Here is a 13,675-nt window from a genome sequence, read left to right as displayed (position 1 = left end):
GTGCAGCGGAACGACCGCTTGGTGGATCAGAGACCCGCACTTTGAAAAAGGGGGCCGTTGGCCCCCATTCCATGCTTATTTCAGGATCGACGCGCCGGCGTATTCGGCCACTTCACCCAGCGACTCCTCGATCCGGATCAACTGGTTGTATTTCGCCAACCGGTCCGATCGCGCAAGCGAGCCGGTTTTGATCTGACCACAATTGGTCGCCACGGCCAGATCGGCAATGGTGGCGTCCTCGGTCTCGCCTGAACGGTGCGACATCACGTTGGTGTAGCGCGCGCGGTGCGCCATATCGACGGCGCGCAGGGTTTCCGTCAGCGAGCCGATCTGGTTCACCTTGACCAGCATCGAGTTCGCACAGCCGCGCTCGATCCCTTCGGCCAGACGCACAGGGTTGGTCACGAACAGGTCATCACCCACCAGTTGCACCTTGTCACCGATGGCGTCGGTCAGCGCTTTCCAACCCTCCCAGTCATCTTCGGACATGCCGTCTTCGATCGAGATGATCGGATAGTCATTGACCAGCGCTGCCAGATAAGCCGCGTTCTCGTCCGAGGTCAGGCTCGTGCCCTCACCCGAAAGAACGTATTTGCCGTCTTTGTGATACTCGGTTGCCGCGCAATCCAGCGCCAGGTGGATTTCCTCACCCGGCTTGTAACCTGCTTTTTCGATGGATTTCAGAATGAAATCCAATGCTTCACGGGTCGAGGCGATGTTGGGGGCGAAACCGCCCTCGTCACCCACACCGGTCGCCAGACCCGCGCCTGACAGTTCCTTTTTCAGCGTGTGAAACACCTCGGACCCCATGCGCACCGCTTCGCGAATGTTCGCGGCGGCGGTCGGCATGATCATGAATTCCTGAATGTCGATCGGGTTGTCGGCATGCTCGCCGCCGTTGATGATGTTCATCATTGGAACCGGCAGAACCCGCGCCGAGGTGCCGCCCACATAACGATAAAGCGGCTGGGTGGTGAAATCCGCCGCTGCCTTCGCCGTGGCCAGCGAGACACCCAGAATCGCGTTTGCGCCCAGACGGCCTTTGTTCTCGGTGCCGTCCAGCTCGATCATGGCCTGGTCAATGGCCACCTGCTCGGTCGCGTCAAAGCCCACCAGTTCTTCGGCAATCTCGCCGTTCACGGCGGCAACGGCTTCCAGAACGCCTTTGCCCATATAGCGCGCCTTGTCGCCATCGCGCTTTTCTACCGCCTCATAGGCACCGGTTGACGCGCCCGAGGGCACGGCCGCGCGGCCCATGGTGCCGTCTTCCAGAATCACGTCAACTTCGACCGTCGGGTTGCCCCGGCTGTCCAGAATTTCGCGTGCGTGGATGTCGATGATGGTGCTCATGAAGCCTGTTCCTGTGACTGCGGTCGGTTGCACGCGTCATAGCAGCAACCGGCCAAAAGTAAACCGGTTCCGTTAACGCTAACACGCATATTGCGGGACATTTAGGGCTAACAGTCCGCTGTTTGCGCCAACAGGGTCAGGCAGGGGCCAATTCGCGCGCCAGACGCCGTTCGCGGACAAAGGTATAAAGGCCCGAACCGATGATCAGGGTCGCCCCCGCCAGTGTCAGCACATCAGGACGTTCACCGAACACCAGCATTCCAGCGAGGATCGAAAACACCAGACGCGTGTACCGGAACGGCATCAGGGCCGAGGCTTCGCCCACTCTCATCGCAGTGACAATGCCGTAATACCCCAGAACGCCAAATCCGATCGCCCCCGCATAAGGGCCCGTTTGACCGGCTTGAACCGGCACGAAGGATGCCCCGGACATGACCATCAGAACCAGGCCGGCCAAAGCCACCGCAATATAGGCCTGCATCGCAACAACGGATGAAGCCACGCGTGGGTCCAGCTTGCGGGTAATCAGATCGCGCGCCGCAATGGCGACCACGGACAACACCACAAAAAGAGATTCGGGCCGAAAACCTTCTATCCCCGGGCGGATGATCATCAGAACACCGACAAAGCCGACACCGATCGCGCTCCAGCGACGCCAGCCGACCTGCTCTCCAAGAAACAGGGCCGCCCCCATGGTGACGACCAGCGGCATGGCCTGAAACACGGCCGCAACGGTGGACAGGTCGATCAGAGACAACGCCGTCACGAACGCCACCGCGCCAAAGCCTTCGGTCGCTGCGCGGATCAATGGCAGGGTTTTCCATGCCACGGGGTCAAGGATCCGCTTGCGGGTGACCACTGACATCGTGGCGAACACGAGCCCGCAAAACACGCCCAGAAACACCATGATCTGCCCTGTCGGCACAGAGCCGGACAGGAGCTTGATGAACATGTCCTCAAGTGCAAAGGCCGCCATCGACCCGATGAGCAGCAGGATGCCGTTTACGTTGTTCATTTGCGCGTCCGTTGGAAAGGGCACATCTGGTGCCTGTAGATGCACAACAACCTCAACCAACGGCATCTGGCAAGACAATTCCCGTCACGCCTGATGAATTAAAGTGAGGGCATCAATCGCGTTTCGTGATGGGTCAGTCCTTTTCCAGCGGGACGCCATACAGCTCCAACCGGTGCCCCTTCAGCTTGTACCCAAGCTTCGCGGCGATTCTTTCCTGCAGGGCTTCGATCTCGGGGTCGACGAATTCAATTACCTCTCCTGACTGCATGTCGATCAGGTGGTCGTGATGATCGCGCTCGGCGTCCTCGTACCGGGCCCGTCCGTCGCCGAACTCAAGGCGTTCCAGAATACCAGCCTCTTCGAACAGTTTGACCGTGCGATAGACCGTTGCAATGGAAATGCCTTTGTCCACGGCAGACGCCCGCGCATAGAGTTCCTCGACATCCGGGTGGTCGTCGCTCTGTTCCAGCACCTGCGCGATGACCCTTCTTTGACCGGTCATGCGCAGCCCCTTGGCTTCACAACGCCCAATAATCGTTTCCGACATGATGCCCCTCAGACTTGCTCGGGTGTCTGTCTTAATATGTCTGCGCAGGTTTCGCTACAGGGATTTCACCTTTTGCGACCTTCTGATCTGGCGCGCGTCAGATCGGCCCAGACCGGCAGGTGATCAGATGCGATATGCGCGGGACGTGTGTCGTGAACACCGTGCGCCACGGCCTGTATTCCGCTGCCCAGCGCGATCCGATCCAGCGCGCCCAAAGGCTGCGCGGCGGGAAAACTTGGTCTGGGGGGCAGAAACCGCATTTCGGGGACCAGATGATCCAGAACTGGCTGACGTGACCACTCGTTGAAGTCACCGGCCCAAACAGTCGGCATCTGGTCCATGTCCCAATCGTCCCGCCGAATGTGTAAAATCTGCTGTCGCCGCGACGCTGGCAGCAGTCCCAGATGCATACCCATCACGCGCAATGGCCCGATATGGGTGTCGAACTCGACCCGAACCGCCCCGCGCGGCTCCAGCCCCGGCAACTCGTGATGCCCTTTTCGGCGGACCGAGATCCCCTCTCCGCGCCAGATCACCGCGTTGCCGTGCCAGCCCAGACTTCCCGCGCCGCCCAGATCGACGATCTGCCATCCCGCCTCGTCCAACATGAAATGCGGCAGCGCGGCCGGACGGGGCGGCAGGCGCTTGTCGGCCTCCTGCAACACCACGATATCCGCTTTCATGTTTTCGATGACTTGCAGAATACGGTGGGGTTGACGCCGGAAATCCAACCCGACGCATTTCTGAATGTTGTAGCTTGCGATACGCAGCGTGGACGAAGTTGGCATGAGGGCTTGACCAAATGAATAGACCCTAAAGTGCCATGCCTGACGTGAGGCGCAACCCCTGTGCTTGGTTTCCTGCTGCGACAATTCCGATACGACACCCGCCCCTGACAATCTGCCTGCTACTTCGGCGATTGAATCCTGGCTGACATCAAAGCGAAGGTTCCGCTTGATCCCCGGCCCTGCAACGCTCTATCCCGATGCGGTGACGACAACGCATCGCAGCCAAAGCGGGGCCCGCATGAGCCTGAGCCAGACCCAACCCGACAACAGCACCCGGGCCAGTATGGTTTTGGTGACAGGCGGCGCGCTGTGGGGCCTTTATTGGATTCCGGTGCGGTTTTTCTACGATCAGGGCCTGACCGGCCCGTGGTCAGGGATCGCGATGTACTGCGCGGCCCTGATTGCGTTGATCCCCTTTGTCTGGCCCGACAGGCGCATGCTGGCCCGGCAATGGCGCGATCTGATGCTCAGCGGAATGTTCACAGGGGCTGCATTCAGCCTGTATTCGATCAGCCTTGTTTACACCGACGTCGTCCGCTCGATCCTGTTGTTCTATCTCACTCCGATCTGGGGCACGATTCTGGGCGTCGTATTTCTGAAAGAACGCCTGAGCGTGATGCGCCTTATGGGCCTGATCTGCGGGCTTGGCGGGCTGTTTGTCGTGCTCGGAGGCGCCGGATTCGTGCCATGGCCGCAGAACTTGGGCGACTGGTTGGCGCTGGCATCGGGCATATGCTGGGCATTGGGCACACTGGGCCTTTACAAGGCTGGCAGCATGACCATCTCGGGTCAGGTCTTTGCCTTTGTGATTGGCGCGTTGTTGCTGTCGCTTGTCAGCCTGCTGATGCTTGGGGGCCAAACCCTGCCGAACATCACAAGCGAAGAGTCGATCCGCATAGCGGGATACGCGTTGCTGTCGGCCTTTTATGTCCTGCCCATGATCTACATGACCATCTGGCCAGCAACCAAGCTGTCCCCCGCAAAGGTCGGCCTGCTGCTGATGAGCGAGGTTGTCGTTGGCATCGCGTCGGCCGCCGCCTTGTCAGGAGAACCATTTGGCCTGCGGGAATTTCTGGGCGCCACCCTGATCGTCAGCGCTGCGGTGTTGGAAATCCTGAGGAAATAGACGCAGGCCTCGCGTCACGTCCCGCAGAATGTTGCATGAACCACCTCATTTTCGGCCGGAGGACGCCTCAGGTCTTCCGCATCCCATTGATCCTCGTACGGTTGCGCCAACACGGCGTTCAACCGGTCGAAGGGCGCATAGTCGCCATGCACCGCCGCCTGGATCATCTGTTCGATCCGGTGATTGCGCGGAATGAATGCGGGGTTTGCGGCGGTCATCACCTCCTGTGGCGCCGCTTCGCGCGCCAACCGTGCGCGCCAGTCTTTTTCCCAGGTGTCAAACGCTGCCGGGTCAAGGAACTGATCCCGCGCCGTGCCGTCGCCCAGCGCCCGGAAGCTATTGGTGAAATCCGCCTGCCCCTCGGCCATGCGCTTCAGAAGATCGGTGATCAGTTCCTGATCGCCCTCGTCTGCGGTTGCCAGTCCGATCTTCGCCCGGAACCGGGACAACCAGTTCTGTTGCAGCAGGTCCGGCATCGCGTGGACGATCTCGGTCGCCTCTTCCACGGCGGCCTCTTTGTCGTCCATCTGCTGGATCAAGGACGTTGCCAACTGTGCGAGGTTCCACACCGCGATATCGGGCTGGTTCGAATAGGCATAACGACCCATCCGGTCGATCGAGCTGTAAACGGTGTTGGGGTGATACGTATCCATGAACGCACATGGGCCATAGTCAATGGTCTCGCCCGCGATCGAGCAGTTGTCGGTATTCATCACCCCATGGATGAACCCCACGCTCATCCACTGTGCAATCAAACCGGCCTGCGCATCGCGCACCGAACGTAACAGGCCCATCGGCCCTTCTGCCTTGGGATAATGCCGCGCAATGGCATAGTCCGTCAGGCGCTTCAGGCTGTCCATCTGCCCGCGCGCGGCAAAAACCTGAAATGTCCCCACCCGCAGATGACTGGATGCAACCCGGGTCAGAACCGCTCCGGGCATCGGGCCCTCGCGAAAGACGGTCTCGCCGGTTTCCACGGCTGCCAAGGCGCGTGTGGTCGGAATGCCCAGGGCATGCATCGCCTCGGATATCACATATTCCCGCAGCACCGGCCCCAGCCAGGCCCGGCCATCGCCCCGGCGGGAAAACGGCGTAGGGCCCGAACCTTTCAGCTGGATGTCCCGGCGCACCCCGTCCGTTCCGACCGTCTCGCCCAGCAACACCGCACGTCCGTCGCCCAACTGCGGGTTGTACTGCCCGAACTGATGCCCGGAATAAAGCTGTGCGATGGGCTCGGCACCTTCGGGAATACTGTTTCCCGCAAAGGCTTCGGCCATGTCCTCGACGTCTCCGGGCGAAATCCGCAGCAACTTGGCCAGATCATCGTTGAACGCAATCATCCTTGGCGCGCGCACGGGAACCGGTGGCTGCCGTGCAAAGAACGCATCCGGCAGACGGGCATAAGAGTTATCGAAGGGGATTTTCAGGGTCATGTCGTAAACATATCCCTCGGACGCATGAATACCATAGCGGATCACACCGGCCCGTGCATAATCGCACCCAAACACGAGGAACCACATGACCGCACAAGAGATTATCGACCGCTTGAACCTGCAACGGCATCCCGAAGGTGGTTGGTACGCCGAGACATGGCGCGCCGAAAACGAAGGTCGCCCCACCGGCACCTGCATCTACTTCCTGTTGCAGAAAGGCGAAAGCAGCCACTGGCACCGCGTCGATGCGACCGAGATCTGGCTGTACCATGCCGGCGCACCGCTTGTCCTGTCGCTCAGCGCAACGGACCAAGGTCCCGCCACCGAACATGTGCTGACCCCCGATCTTTCCGCTGGCGCACCACAATTGATCGTCCCGGAAGGCCATTGGCAAGCCGCCCGCAGCACGGGTGATTACACGCTGGTCAGTTGCACGGTCTCGCCCGGTTTCCAGTTCGAGGGGTTCGAACTGGCTGCACCGGGCTTCGATATCCCCAAGGCGTGAATGTTTACATAACGATCCCTGAAAAGGTCAGTTTACAGACGGTTGCCCATTGATCATTCTGTACACGCAGCCACAGGCGACGGAGTAACGAGTGAGTATGAAGCAGGTCCTGCTGACTGTCTTGTTCTTGTGTCAAAGCGCAGCATTCGCCAGCGCAGAGCCCGCTTGCGCCGAGGCCCGTCCTGCATCCGATCTGACTGCGCCAGAGCTGACCGGGGAAGAAACAGCTGAAGATGCTGACCCGACCGTGACAGTCGAACCTGCGGTGCTGGTTTCCAGGCGTCCTGCCCTGCGACCCTGCAAGTTTCGGCAATTCGAAGCGGGCCGTGAACGAATGCAGGCGCGGGGCGCCGTGTGCGGCGACTGGACCATTCTGGGCGAAACACGCAAGCCCGTCGCCGGAAAGGCCCGCGGATGCGGGATCACGAACCCGGTTCGCGTTTACAAAATCTCTGATATCGCACTCAGCCAATTCTCATTGATGGATTGCCAGACAGCGGTCACGCTGAAAACGTGGATCGAAAACACGGCCAAGCCAGCCTTTGCCGATATGGGCGGCGGGCTGAAGGGGATGCGGATCGTTGGCCACTATGCCTGCAAGACCCAGAACAACCAGCCGCGCTCACGCATCTCGGAACATGCGCGCGGAAGGGCGATCGACATATCGACCTTTGTTCTAAAGGACGGAACACAGATCACGGTCCGGGACGGGTGGAACAAGGCGCAAGGCGCTGTTTTGCGAAAGCTGCACGATGGCGCCTGCGGCATATTCGGAACCGTGCTTGGCCCGGACGCCGACCGCTATCACGTCGGGCATTTCCATTTTGACACAGCCCGCCGCAAGGGCGCTCCGGTGTGCCGATGAACCTTCGCGTTGCGCCTCTACTTGTCGCTTCGGCTTTTGATCAACAAATTGATCAGCGGTACCAGCAGCGTCGCTGCCGATCCCAAAGGGTTCGATCCAATGCTCTTAACCGCCTGCACAACCTCTTTGGCCTCTGCGGTCATCTCCTCCAATTCGTCTTCAATATCCGCTATGGCCATATCGCGCACCTCGACGGCCGGTGCGACTTCGTCGTCGATATTTCGGCGTTTTGCAATCAGCACCATAAGCCCGGCAAAAACGATGTTTCCAAAGGCCAACAGCGCCGCCGCCGATGCTGGTGACATCGAGCTTTGAAACGCCAAGAACAAGGAGACATTCAAAAGCACCACCGCCGACAATGCCGCGATGCCCGCGATGCCCATCAGTATGGTCTGTTGCTGCACCACCCCAAGACGGCGGCGCGCAATCAAACGTTCGGTCCGATAGATCGTAACCAGGTTCTTGCTCAGTCTGCTCATAACCTGCCTCCTAGCCCTGCGCGCGCCCAACGACATACCCAAGCGAAAAGGCAATCAGCAACGCCGTGATCGGATAGTCTTTCTGAAGCCGACCGAACTCCTCGACAACGTCATGTCCCAAGGACTGAACCTGGCTCAGGTCGATCCCGTGGTCTTCCAGCAGCTGCCGGATTTCATCCGACGATTTGGTACCCTCAGGCGGATCTTCGGAACCCGCTTCCTTTTCGGCCTGCGCCTCCAACGTCGCATTCCGCTTCCGCAACTCCTCCAACTCGGCCTCGAGCTCTGCCTTGGTCGCCATGCTGCCATGTCCCTGATCCATCGGTCCGGGCAATCGTCGCACAAAGAGTTGTTTTTTTGAACTGTTTTCGGATCGGGTTATCCGACCGGGTCCATCGACACCGTACTGACGACCCCGCCACCGACAAGCGCCTGAACGCCGGTGGTTCCAGGACAAGAGGTCGGCAACCCTCGCGCGACGCGCACCGCCAGATAGGCAAAGGCCTGCGCCTCAAGCATGTCGCCGTCCAGCCCCACCGCCTCAACCGGTTCGACCGGGCAATCCAGCGACACGCGCAACATCTCCATCAGCACCGGGTTGCGCCTGCCGCCCCCGGTGACCAACACACAGGACGGAGGTTTCGGACAGTGCTCCATCCCCTGCACAACAGCTGCGGCGCACATACCGGTCAGAGTCGCCACCGCGTCAGCGTCATTGAGTTCCTTGACCAAACCGATCATTTCCGAAAAATCGTTCCGGTCCAGGGATTTCGGCGGCATGCGAGAAAAATACGGCTCGGCCAGAAACAGCTCCAGCGCGCCCATTTCCACCGTTCCATCGCGCGCAAGCGCCCCGTCACGGTCCATCGGAAGCCCCAGCCGGGCCTGCATCAGATCATCGACCGGCGCATTGGCCGGGCCTGTATCAAAGGCCAGCAACGCACCGGGCGCTTCGGGGCCCTCGAACGCCGGGTCCACATAGGTCAGGTTGCCGACCCCGCCCAGGTTCAGGAAACACAGCGGCCGGTCCGCACCGAACCATTTGGCACAGGCGAAATGAAAGAAGGGCGCAAGCGGAGCCCCCTCGCCCCCCATCGCCACATCGTCGCTGCGGAAATCCCAGACCACCGGGCGCCCAAGGGCCTGCGTCAGCCCCAGCCCGTCACCAACCTGCAAGGTCCCGCGCCCGCGCGGCTCATGCGACAGCGTCTGTCCGTGAAAACCGATCAGATCCACATCCTCGAACTCGGACAGTGCTTCGGCATGGGCGATTGTCACCATCTCTGCCGCCGCATCGACCTGGGGTCCGTGCCACTGGCCCAGCGCGGCGCGCAACACGTCGCGTTCCGCATCCGAATACGCGCGGTATCCACTTTCCCCAAACCCGTAAATCGAATGCCCGTCGGTTTCCACCACCGCGGCATCAACCCCGTCCATGGATGTGCCGGACATTGCGCCCAAAGCCCGGAGCTTTCCGTATTTCGCGATGGTCTGGCCCAAGCCTGCCTCCTGAATTGGCTGTGTCTTTCGCCGCCTCCGGGTCCGGGATTTCACCTTTGGGTTGCAGCCCGGTCAACGTGCCTTCTGTTGGGGCGAAAAGGCAAGCGTTCCGGACCGGCCCGGCAATTTTTTTCTCAAGGCGCGTGTCTCGATCGACACCCTCCACCGCACCCCGCGCCCGAGGTGAAAAGGTGGCTTTTCCTCCCACGCGCTGCCGCCTATACAGTGCCCCGCAACATTAACCCAAAGGGCACGATATGACCTACCACCCCAAATCGGATTTCATCGCCACGATGATCGAGCGCGGCTTTCTCGCCGACTGCACCGATTATCAGGGCCTTGACGACGCGCTGATCAGTGGGTGCAAACCGGCCTATATCGGCTTTGATGCCACGGCCAAGTCGTTGCATGTGGGCAGCCTGATCCAGATCATGATGCTGCGCTGGTTCCAGAAAACCGGTCACCAGCCGATCACCCTGATGGGCGGCGGAACCACCAAGGTTGGCGACCCTTCGTTCCGCGCGGATGAACGCCCCCTGCTGGGACCCGAACAGATCGACGAAAACATCGCGGGCATCAAAAAGGTGTTCTCGGCTTACATCGACTATGACACAGAGGCCGAGAACAAAGCGTTGATGCTGAACAATGCCGAGTGGCTGGACGACCTGAACTACCTCGATTTCCTGCGCGACATCGGGCGTCATTTCTCGGTCAACCGGATGCTGAGCTTTGAATCGGTGAAATCCCGACTGGACCGTGAACAATCACTGTCCTTTCTCGAATTCAACTACATGATCCTACAGGCCTATGACTTCCTGGAACTGAACCGCCGCTATGGTTGCTTGCTTCAGATGGGCGGCAGCGACCAGTGGGGCAATATCGTCAACGGGATCGACCTGACCCGCCGCGTGCTGGATCACGAGATCTACGGCCTGACCTCACCCCTGCTGACCACCAGCGACGGCAAGAAAATGGGGAAATCTCAGGATGGCGCGGTCTGGCTGAACGCTGACATGCGTTCGCCCTACGAGTTCTGGCAATTCTGGCGCAACACGACCGACGCGGATGTCGGGCGGTTCCTGAAGCTATACACCGAAATGCCGGTGGACGAGTGCGATCGTCTGGGCGCGCTGCAAGGGTCCGAGATCAACGAGGCCAAGATCCGTCTTGCCAACGAGGTGACAACTCTGGCCCATGGTGCGCAGGCCGCGGCGAACGCCGAAGCCACTGCGCGCGAAGTCTTCGAAAAGGGGGGAGTTGGGGACGATTTGCCATCGTTTATACTCGAAACGAGTTCATTGAAACTTATGCCCGGAGTCGCATTGGGCAAAGGTAGCGAAGAAATGTACTGCTCTGCCGCCACCCTATTTGTTGAAGCCAAGCTCGCCAAGTCCGGAAAGGACGCAAAACGCTTGATCTCAGAAAAGGGCGCTCTGGTAAATGATGTTGCAGTAAACACAGATTTCCCGTTTGTCTCCGTGTCAGAGTTGAAGAAACCTACAAAACTGAGCGCAGGCAAAAAGCGCCACGCGCTGGTTCAGCTGGGCTGACCCGGCAAGGCTGAAAGACACGAAACTGCAACGGCCACCCAAACGGGTGGCCGTTTTTCATTCAGTAAGCCGTGCTTATCTGCGTTCTTTTCCGCCGCCACGACCGGGCCGGTCGCCACTTTCGTCATTGTTGGCGTTATGACCGCGGCCCGGGCTGCTGCCTTCACCGCCATTGCCATGGCCGTTGTTGCCCTTACCACCACCTTTACCCTTGCCGCCTTTACCTTCGCCTTTGCCTTCACCACCGCCGGATTCACCACCGCCACCGGATTCACCTCCACCGCCGGATTCATCACCGCCACCGGATTCGCCACCGCCACCGGATTCACCTCCACCGCCGGAGTCACCTCCACCGCCAGATTCACTTCCGCCGCCGGATTCACTTCCTCCACCGCCGGACTGGCCACCTCCATTGTTTTCGCTTTCTTCAGACGCGCCGCTGGGGCCACTTTCACCGCCTCCGACAGCTCCACCAGCATTGGCAAATCCAGACCCACCGGGTTCAGAGCCGCGGCTTTCACCCCGATTTTCTGCGGAACCAGACAGGCTTGCCGTCGGCAAATCCGTCAGCAACGCGGCCAGCCCCGGGCATTGCGCCCCGGCTACACTCAAAGTTGTTTCAAAGTCGGCCCGCTTTTGAAGCCTGTCCAGAAAACTCGGGGTTACCTGCACACAATCGCACAACCCGGCATAGTCCCCCGCGTTGGCAAGAGTCCGAGCCGTTTTCCAGTTGCAGGTTTCCGGTGCAGCAGCAGCATCGCCAACCATCACCATTCCAAAAACGGGCACAGCGACAACTGCACCCAGTATGTGTTTCGTACTTATTACCATAACAGATCCTCCTGGCGGAAAAACACACAAAGGCGCCGAGTTCTTCGCTCACGAACAGGCGCGTTTTCGTGAAGTCGGCATTAAGTATTGTTGAGGATCGGCCGAAACATCGGGGCCAAGGACCTTACCCGCCAACCAGGATCCTGCTTTCTCAAATTTGTGGACACTGACCCCAAAATGCAGTTATTGAACAAGTGTTCATATCCTTGGGAGGAGTTCACCATGCACCTGTCCACCACTGCCGCCCTCATCACCGGAGGCGCGTCCGGTCTGGGCGAAGCCACAGCACGCCACTTCGCCTCGGAAGGCGCGCAGGTCACCATTCTGGATCGTGATGCAGATCGCGGCGCACAGGTCGCCGCCGAGATTGGCGGGCATTTCGTGCAAACGGATGTGACCGACCAAGAGTCGGTGGCCGCAGCCGTGCGCCATGGCATGGACAAGATGGGCAAGATCACGGCCACGGTGAATTGCGCAGGTATCGCCTATGGTATCAAGACTGTCGGCAAGGATGGCCCACACCCTCTGGATGCTTTCCAGCGTACAATCGACATCAATCTGGTTGGCACCTTCAACGTGTCCCGGCTGGCCGCTGTCGAAATGGCAAAGAATGAACCCGAACCAGATGGGGCACGCGGGGTGATCATCAACACCGCCTCGATCGCTGCGTTTGACGGGCAAAAGGGTCAGGCGGCCTATGCGGCCTCGAAAGGCGGTGTCGTGGGCATGACGCTGCCGATGGCCCGCGACCTGGCCTCGACCGGCATTCGCGTCATGACCATCGCGCCGGGCATTTTCATGACCCCGATGCTGGCGGGCCTGCCCGAAGAGGTGCAACAACAGCTTGCCGCCGACGTCCCGAACCCTGCCCGCCTTGGCGATCCGCAAGAATTCGGAAGACTGGCCGGCTTCATCGTCGAGATGGGCTATCTGAACGGTGAGGTCATCCGCATCGACGGTGCCCTGCGTATGCGCTAAACCGGGGCTCATGACCGAGCGGCAGAAAATGGAAGCGGGTGAATGGTATTGCTGCCTTGACCCGGAACTGGATGCGCTTCGCGCCGAAGCGCGCCGGGCCGTTCATGCCCATAACACATGCCCGCCGGATGCCCGTGGGGCCATCGCGCCGGAACTGGATGCGCTTTTTGCGGGAGTTGGACGGGATTGCTTTCTCGAAGCTCCGTTTCACTGTGCCTACGGAATAAACCTGTCGTTGGGAGACCGCGTGTTTTTCAACGCAGGCTGTGTCGTGCTCGACACCGCGCCGGTGATGATTGGGAATGACACGATGCTTGGGCCTGCGGTGCAGATCTATTGCGCCGAACACGCGAAAGATCCTGTCTTGCGCGCTCGGGGCCTCGAAGTCACCCACCCAGTCAGGATCGGCGAAAACGTCTGGATCGGCGGGGCGGCGATCATCATGCCGGGCGTTACGATCGGCGACAATGCCATCATCGGAGCGGGCAGTGTGGTGACAAAAGACGTTCCCGCCGGCGAGACCGTGGTTGGAAACCCTGCCCGGCCTATACGCGCCCACCGATAGCCCTGCTCTTCCCCCAATCCGCCAGGGCCTTGTTCGCGGGGCGCAGCGCCTGTTTTTTTTCAGGCAGCGCCGGGTAAACGTGTCCCCAAGGGCGCGCGCGCCCGGGCAAGGGTGGATTTTGACCGCGCCGAACTCAAAAGTGT

The 13,675-nt window shown here is 60.1% G+C and carries 15 protein-coding genes; 6 read left to right on the top strand and 9 right to left on the bottom strand.

Features of this window, described 5'->3' with window-relative positions; translation table 11 throughout:
- Positions 1-75: 75 nt before the first annotated feature.
- The 4 genes from eno to GOW31_RS02990 all read right to left on the bottom strand — a co-directional run bounded on the left by eno (position 76) and on the right by GOW31_RS02990 (position 3,700).
- Entirely contained in the window at positions 76-1,350 is a 1,275-nt protein-coding gene (gene eno, locus GOW31_RS03005; protein WP_171167787.1) for a phosphopyruvate hydratase, read from the bottom strand.
- A gap of 136 nt (positions 1,351-1,486) precedes the next feature.
- Complete coding sequence (locus tag GOW31_RS03000) at positions 1,487-2,365, bottom strand: DMT family transporter (protein WP_171167785.1); 879 nt, start codon at positions 2,363-2,365, stop codon at positions 1,487-1,489.
- A gap of 133 nt (positions 2,366-2,498) precedes the next feature.
- Positions 2,499-2,912, bottom strand: coding sequence for a Fur family transcriptional regulator (locus GOW31_RS02995; protein ID WP_152458216.1), 414 nt, complete (start codon positions 2,910-2,912; stop codon positions 2,499-2,501).
- Between the two features lie 65 nt (positions 2,913-2,977).
- Positions 2,978-3,700: an endonuclease/exonuclease/phosphatase family protein gene (locus GOW31_RS02990; protein ID WP_171167783.1), complete on the bottom strand. Its 723-nt coding sequence runs from the start codon at positions 3,698-3,700 to the stop codon at positions 2,978-2,980.
- A gap of 166 nt (positions 3,701-3,866) precedes the next feature.
- Here GOW31_RS02990 and GOW31_RS02985 point away from each other — a divergent pair, with 166 nt between their 5' ends.
- Positions 3,867-4,826: a DMT family transporter gene (locus GOW31_RS02985; RefSeq protein WP_171167781.1), complete on the top strand. Its 960-nt coding sequence runs from the start codon at positions 3,867-3,869 to the stop codon at positions 4,824-4,826.
- Positions 4,827-4,840: 14 nt separating this feature from the next.
- Here GOW31_RS02985 and GOW31_RS02980 read toward each other — a convergent pair whose 3' ends face one another.
- On the bottom strand, positions 4,841-6,259 hold the full coding sequence (locus tag GOW31_RS02980; protein ID WP_171168653.1) for a YdiU family protein: 1,419 nt from the start codon (positions 6,257-6,259) through the stop codon (positions 4,841-4,843).
- Positions 6,260-6,344: 85 nt separating this feature from the next.
- Here GOW31_RS02980 and GOW31_RS02975 point away from each other — a divergent pair, with 85 nt between their 5' ends.
- Both GOW31_RS02975 and GOW31_RS02970 read left to right on the top strand, forming a co-directional pair.
- A complete protein-coding gene (locus GOW31_RS02975) occupies positions 6,345-6,764 on the top strand; it encodes a cupin domain-containing protein (protein WP_171167780.1) in 420 nt (139 codons plus the stop codon).
- Between the two features lie 97 nt (positions 6,765-6,861).
- Complete coding sequence (locus GOW31_RS02970) at positions 6,862-7,629, top strand: extensin family protein (RefSeq protein ID WP_254441646.1); 768 nt, start codon at positions 6,862-6,864, stop codon at positions 7,627-7,629.
- Between the two features lie 17 nt (positions 7,630-7,646).
- On the opposite strand, the gene GOW31_RS02965 is transcribed toward GOW31_RS02970, so the two are convergent.
- From GOW31_RS02965 to GOW31_RS02955, 3 genes are read right to left on the bottom strand one after another with little or no spacing between them, the layout of a single operon-like run.
- Positions 7,647-8,108, bottom strand: coding sequence for a hypothetical protein (locus tag GOW31_RS02965; RefSeq protein WP_171167776.1), 462 nt, complete (start codon positions 8,106-8,108; stop codon positions 7,647-7,649).
- A 10-nt stretch (positions 8,109-8,118) separates the two neighbouring features.
- Positions 8,119-8,430, bottom strand: coding sequence for a hypothetical protein (locus GOW31_RS02960; protein WP_171167774.1), 312 nt, complete (start codon positions 8,428-8,430; stop codon positions 8,119-8,121).
- A 56-nt stretch (positions 8,431-8,486) separates the two neighbouring features.
- Positions 8,487-9,560, bottom strand: a complete 1,074-nt coding sequence (locus GOW31_RS02955; protein WP_371813714.1) for an anhydro-N-acetylmuramic acid kinase — start codon at positions 9,558-9,560, stop codon at positions 8,487-8,489.
- A gap of 305 nt (positions 9,561-9,865) precedes the next feature.
- Here GOW31_RS02955 and tyrS point away from each other — a divergent pair, with 305 nt between their 5' ends.
- The gene (gene tyrS / locus GOW31_RS02950; protein WP_171167770.1) at positions 9,866-11,158 is read left to right on the top strand and encodes a tyrosine--tRNA ligase; all 1,293 of its coding nucleotides are present in this window, start codon (positions 9,866-9,868) and stop codon (positions 11,156-11,158) included.
- Here tyrS and GOW31_RS02945 read toward each other — a convergent pair.
- Positions 11,146-11,637 carry a hypothetical protein gene (locus GOW31_RS02945; RefSeq protein ID WP_171167768.1) on the bottom strand — a complete coding sequence of 164 codons (492 nt, stop codon included), beginning with the start codon at positions 11,635-11,637 and terminating at the stop codon, positions 11,146-11,148. The genes tyrS and GOW31_RS02945 overlap by 13 nt on opposite strands.
- 574 nt (positions 11,638-12,211) lie before the next feature.
- Between GOW31_RS02945 and GOW31_RS02940 the strand changes: the two genes are divergently transcribed.
- Together GOW31_RS02940 and GOW31_RS02935 are read left to right on the top strand one after the other, a co-directional pair.
- Positions 12,212-12,967: a 3-hydroxyacyl-CoA dehydrogenase gene (locus GOW31_RS02940; RefSeq protein WP_171167766.1), complete on the top strand. Its 756-nt coding sequence runs from the start codon at positions 12,212-12,214 to the stop codon at positions 12,965-12,967.
- Between the two features lie 10 nt (positions 12,968-12,977).
- A complete protein-coding gene (locus tag GOW31_RS02935; RefSeq protein WP_171167764.1) occupies positions 12,978-13,532 on the top strand; it encodes a sugar O-acetyltransferase in 555 nt (184 codons plus the stop codon).
- Positions 13,533-13,675: the final 143 nt, after the last annotated feature.

It is taken from the genome of Ruegeria sp. HKCCA0370 (genome assembly GCF_013033705.1).
In the GTDB taxonomy this organism is placed as follows: domain Bacteria; phylum Pseudomonadota; class Alphaproteobacteria; order Rhodobacterales; family Rhodobacteraceae; genus Ruegeria.
This window is presented reverse-complemented; position numbering and strand designations above follow the sequence as displayed.

Excerpts from the sequence above, each read along its gene's own strand:
- eno (WP_171167787.1), bottom strand. The coding sequence starts at position 1,350 with ATGAGCACCATCATCGACATCCACGCACGCGAAATTCTGGACAGCCGG.
- GOW31_RS03000 (WP_171167785.1), bottom strand. The coding sequence starts at position 2,365 with ATGAACAACGTAAACGGCATCCTGCTGCTCATCGGGTCGATGGCGGCC.
- GOW31_RS02995 (WP_152458216.1), bottom strand. The coding sequence starts at position 2,912 with ATGTCGGAAACGATTATTGGGCGTTGTGAAGCCAAGGGGCTGCGCATG.
- GOW31_RS02990 (WP_171167783.1), bottom strand. The coding sequence starts at position 3,700 with ATGCCAACTTCGTCCACGCTGCGTATCGCAAGCTACAACATTCAGAAA.
- GOW31_RS02980 (WP_171168653.1), bottom strand. The coding sequence starts at position 6,259 with ATGACCCTGAAAATCCCCTTCGATAACTCTTATGCCCGTCTGCCGGAT.
- GOW31_RS02975 (WP_171167780.1), top strand. The coding sequence starts at position 6,345 with ATGACCGCACAAGAGATTATCGACCGCTTGAACCTGCAACGGCATCCC.
- GOW31_RS02970 (WP_254441646.1), top strand. The coding sequence starts at position 6,862 with ATGAAGCAGGTCCTGCTGACTGTCTTGTTCTTGTGTCAAAGCGCAGCA.
- GOW31_RS02965 (WP_171167776.1), bottom strand. The coding sequence starts at position 8,108 with ATGAGCAGACTGAGCAAGAACCTGGTTACGATCTATCGGACCGAACGT.
- GOW31_RS02960 (WP_171167774.1), bottom strand. The coding sequence starts at position 8,430 with ATGGATCAGGGACATGGCAGCATGGCGACCAAGGCAGAGCTCGAGGCC.
- GOW31_RS02955 (WP_371813714.1), bottom strand. The coding sequence starts at position 9,560 with ATGTCCGGCACATCCATGGACGGGGTTGATGCCGCGGTGGTGGAAACC.
- tyrS (WP_171167770.1), top strand. The coding sequence starts at position 9,866 with ATGACCTACCACCCCAAATCGGATTTCATCGCCACGATGATCGAGCGC.
- GOW31_RS02945 (WP_171167768.1), bottom strand. The coding sequence starts at position 11,637 with ATGCTGGTGGAGCTGTCGGAGGCGGTGAAAGTGGCCCCAGCGGCGCGT.
- GOW31_RS02940 (WP_171167766.1), top strand. The coding sequence starts at position 12,212 with ATGCACCTGTCCACCACTGCCGCCCTCATCACCGGAGGCGCGTCCGGT.
- GOW31_RS02935 (WP_171167764.1), top strand. The coding sequence starts at position 12,978 with ATGACCGAGCGGCAGAAAATGGAAGCGGGTGAATGGTATTGCTGCCTT.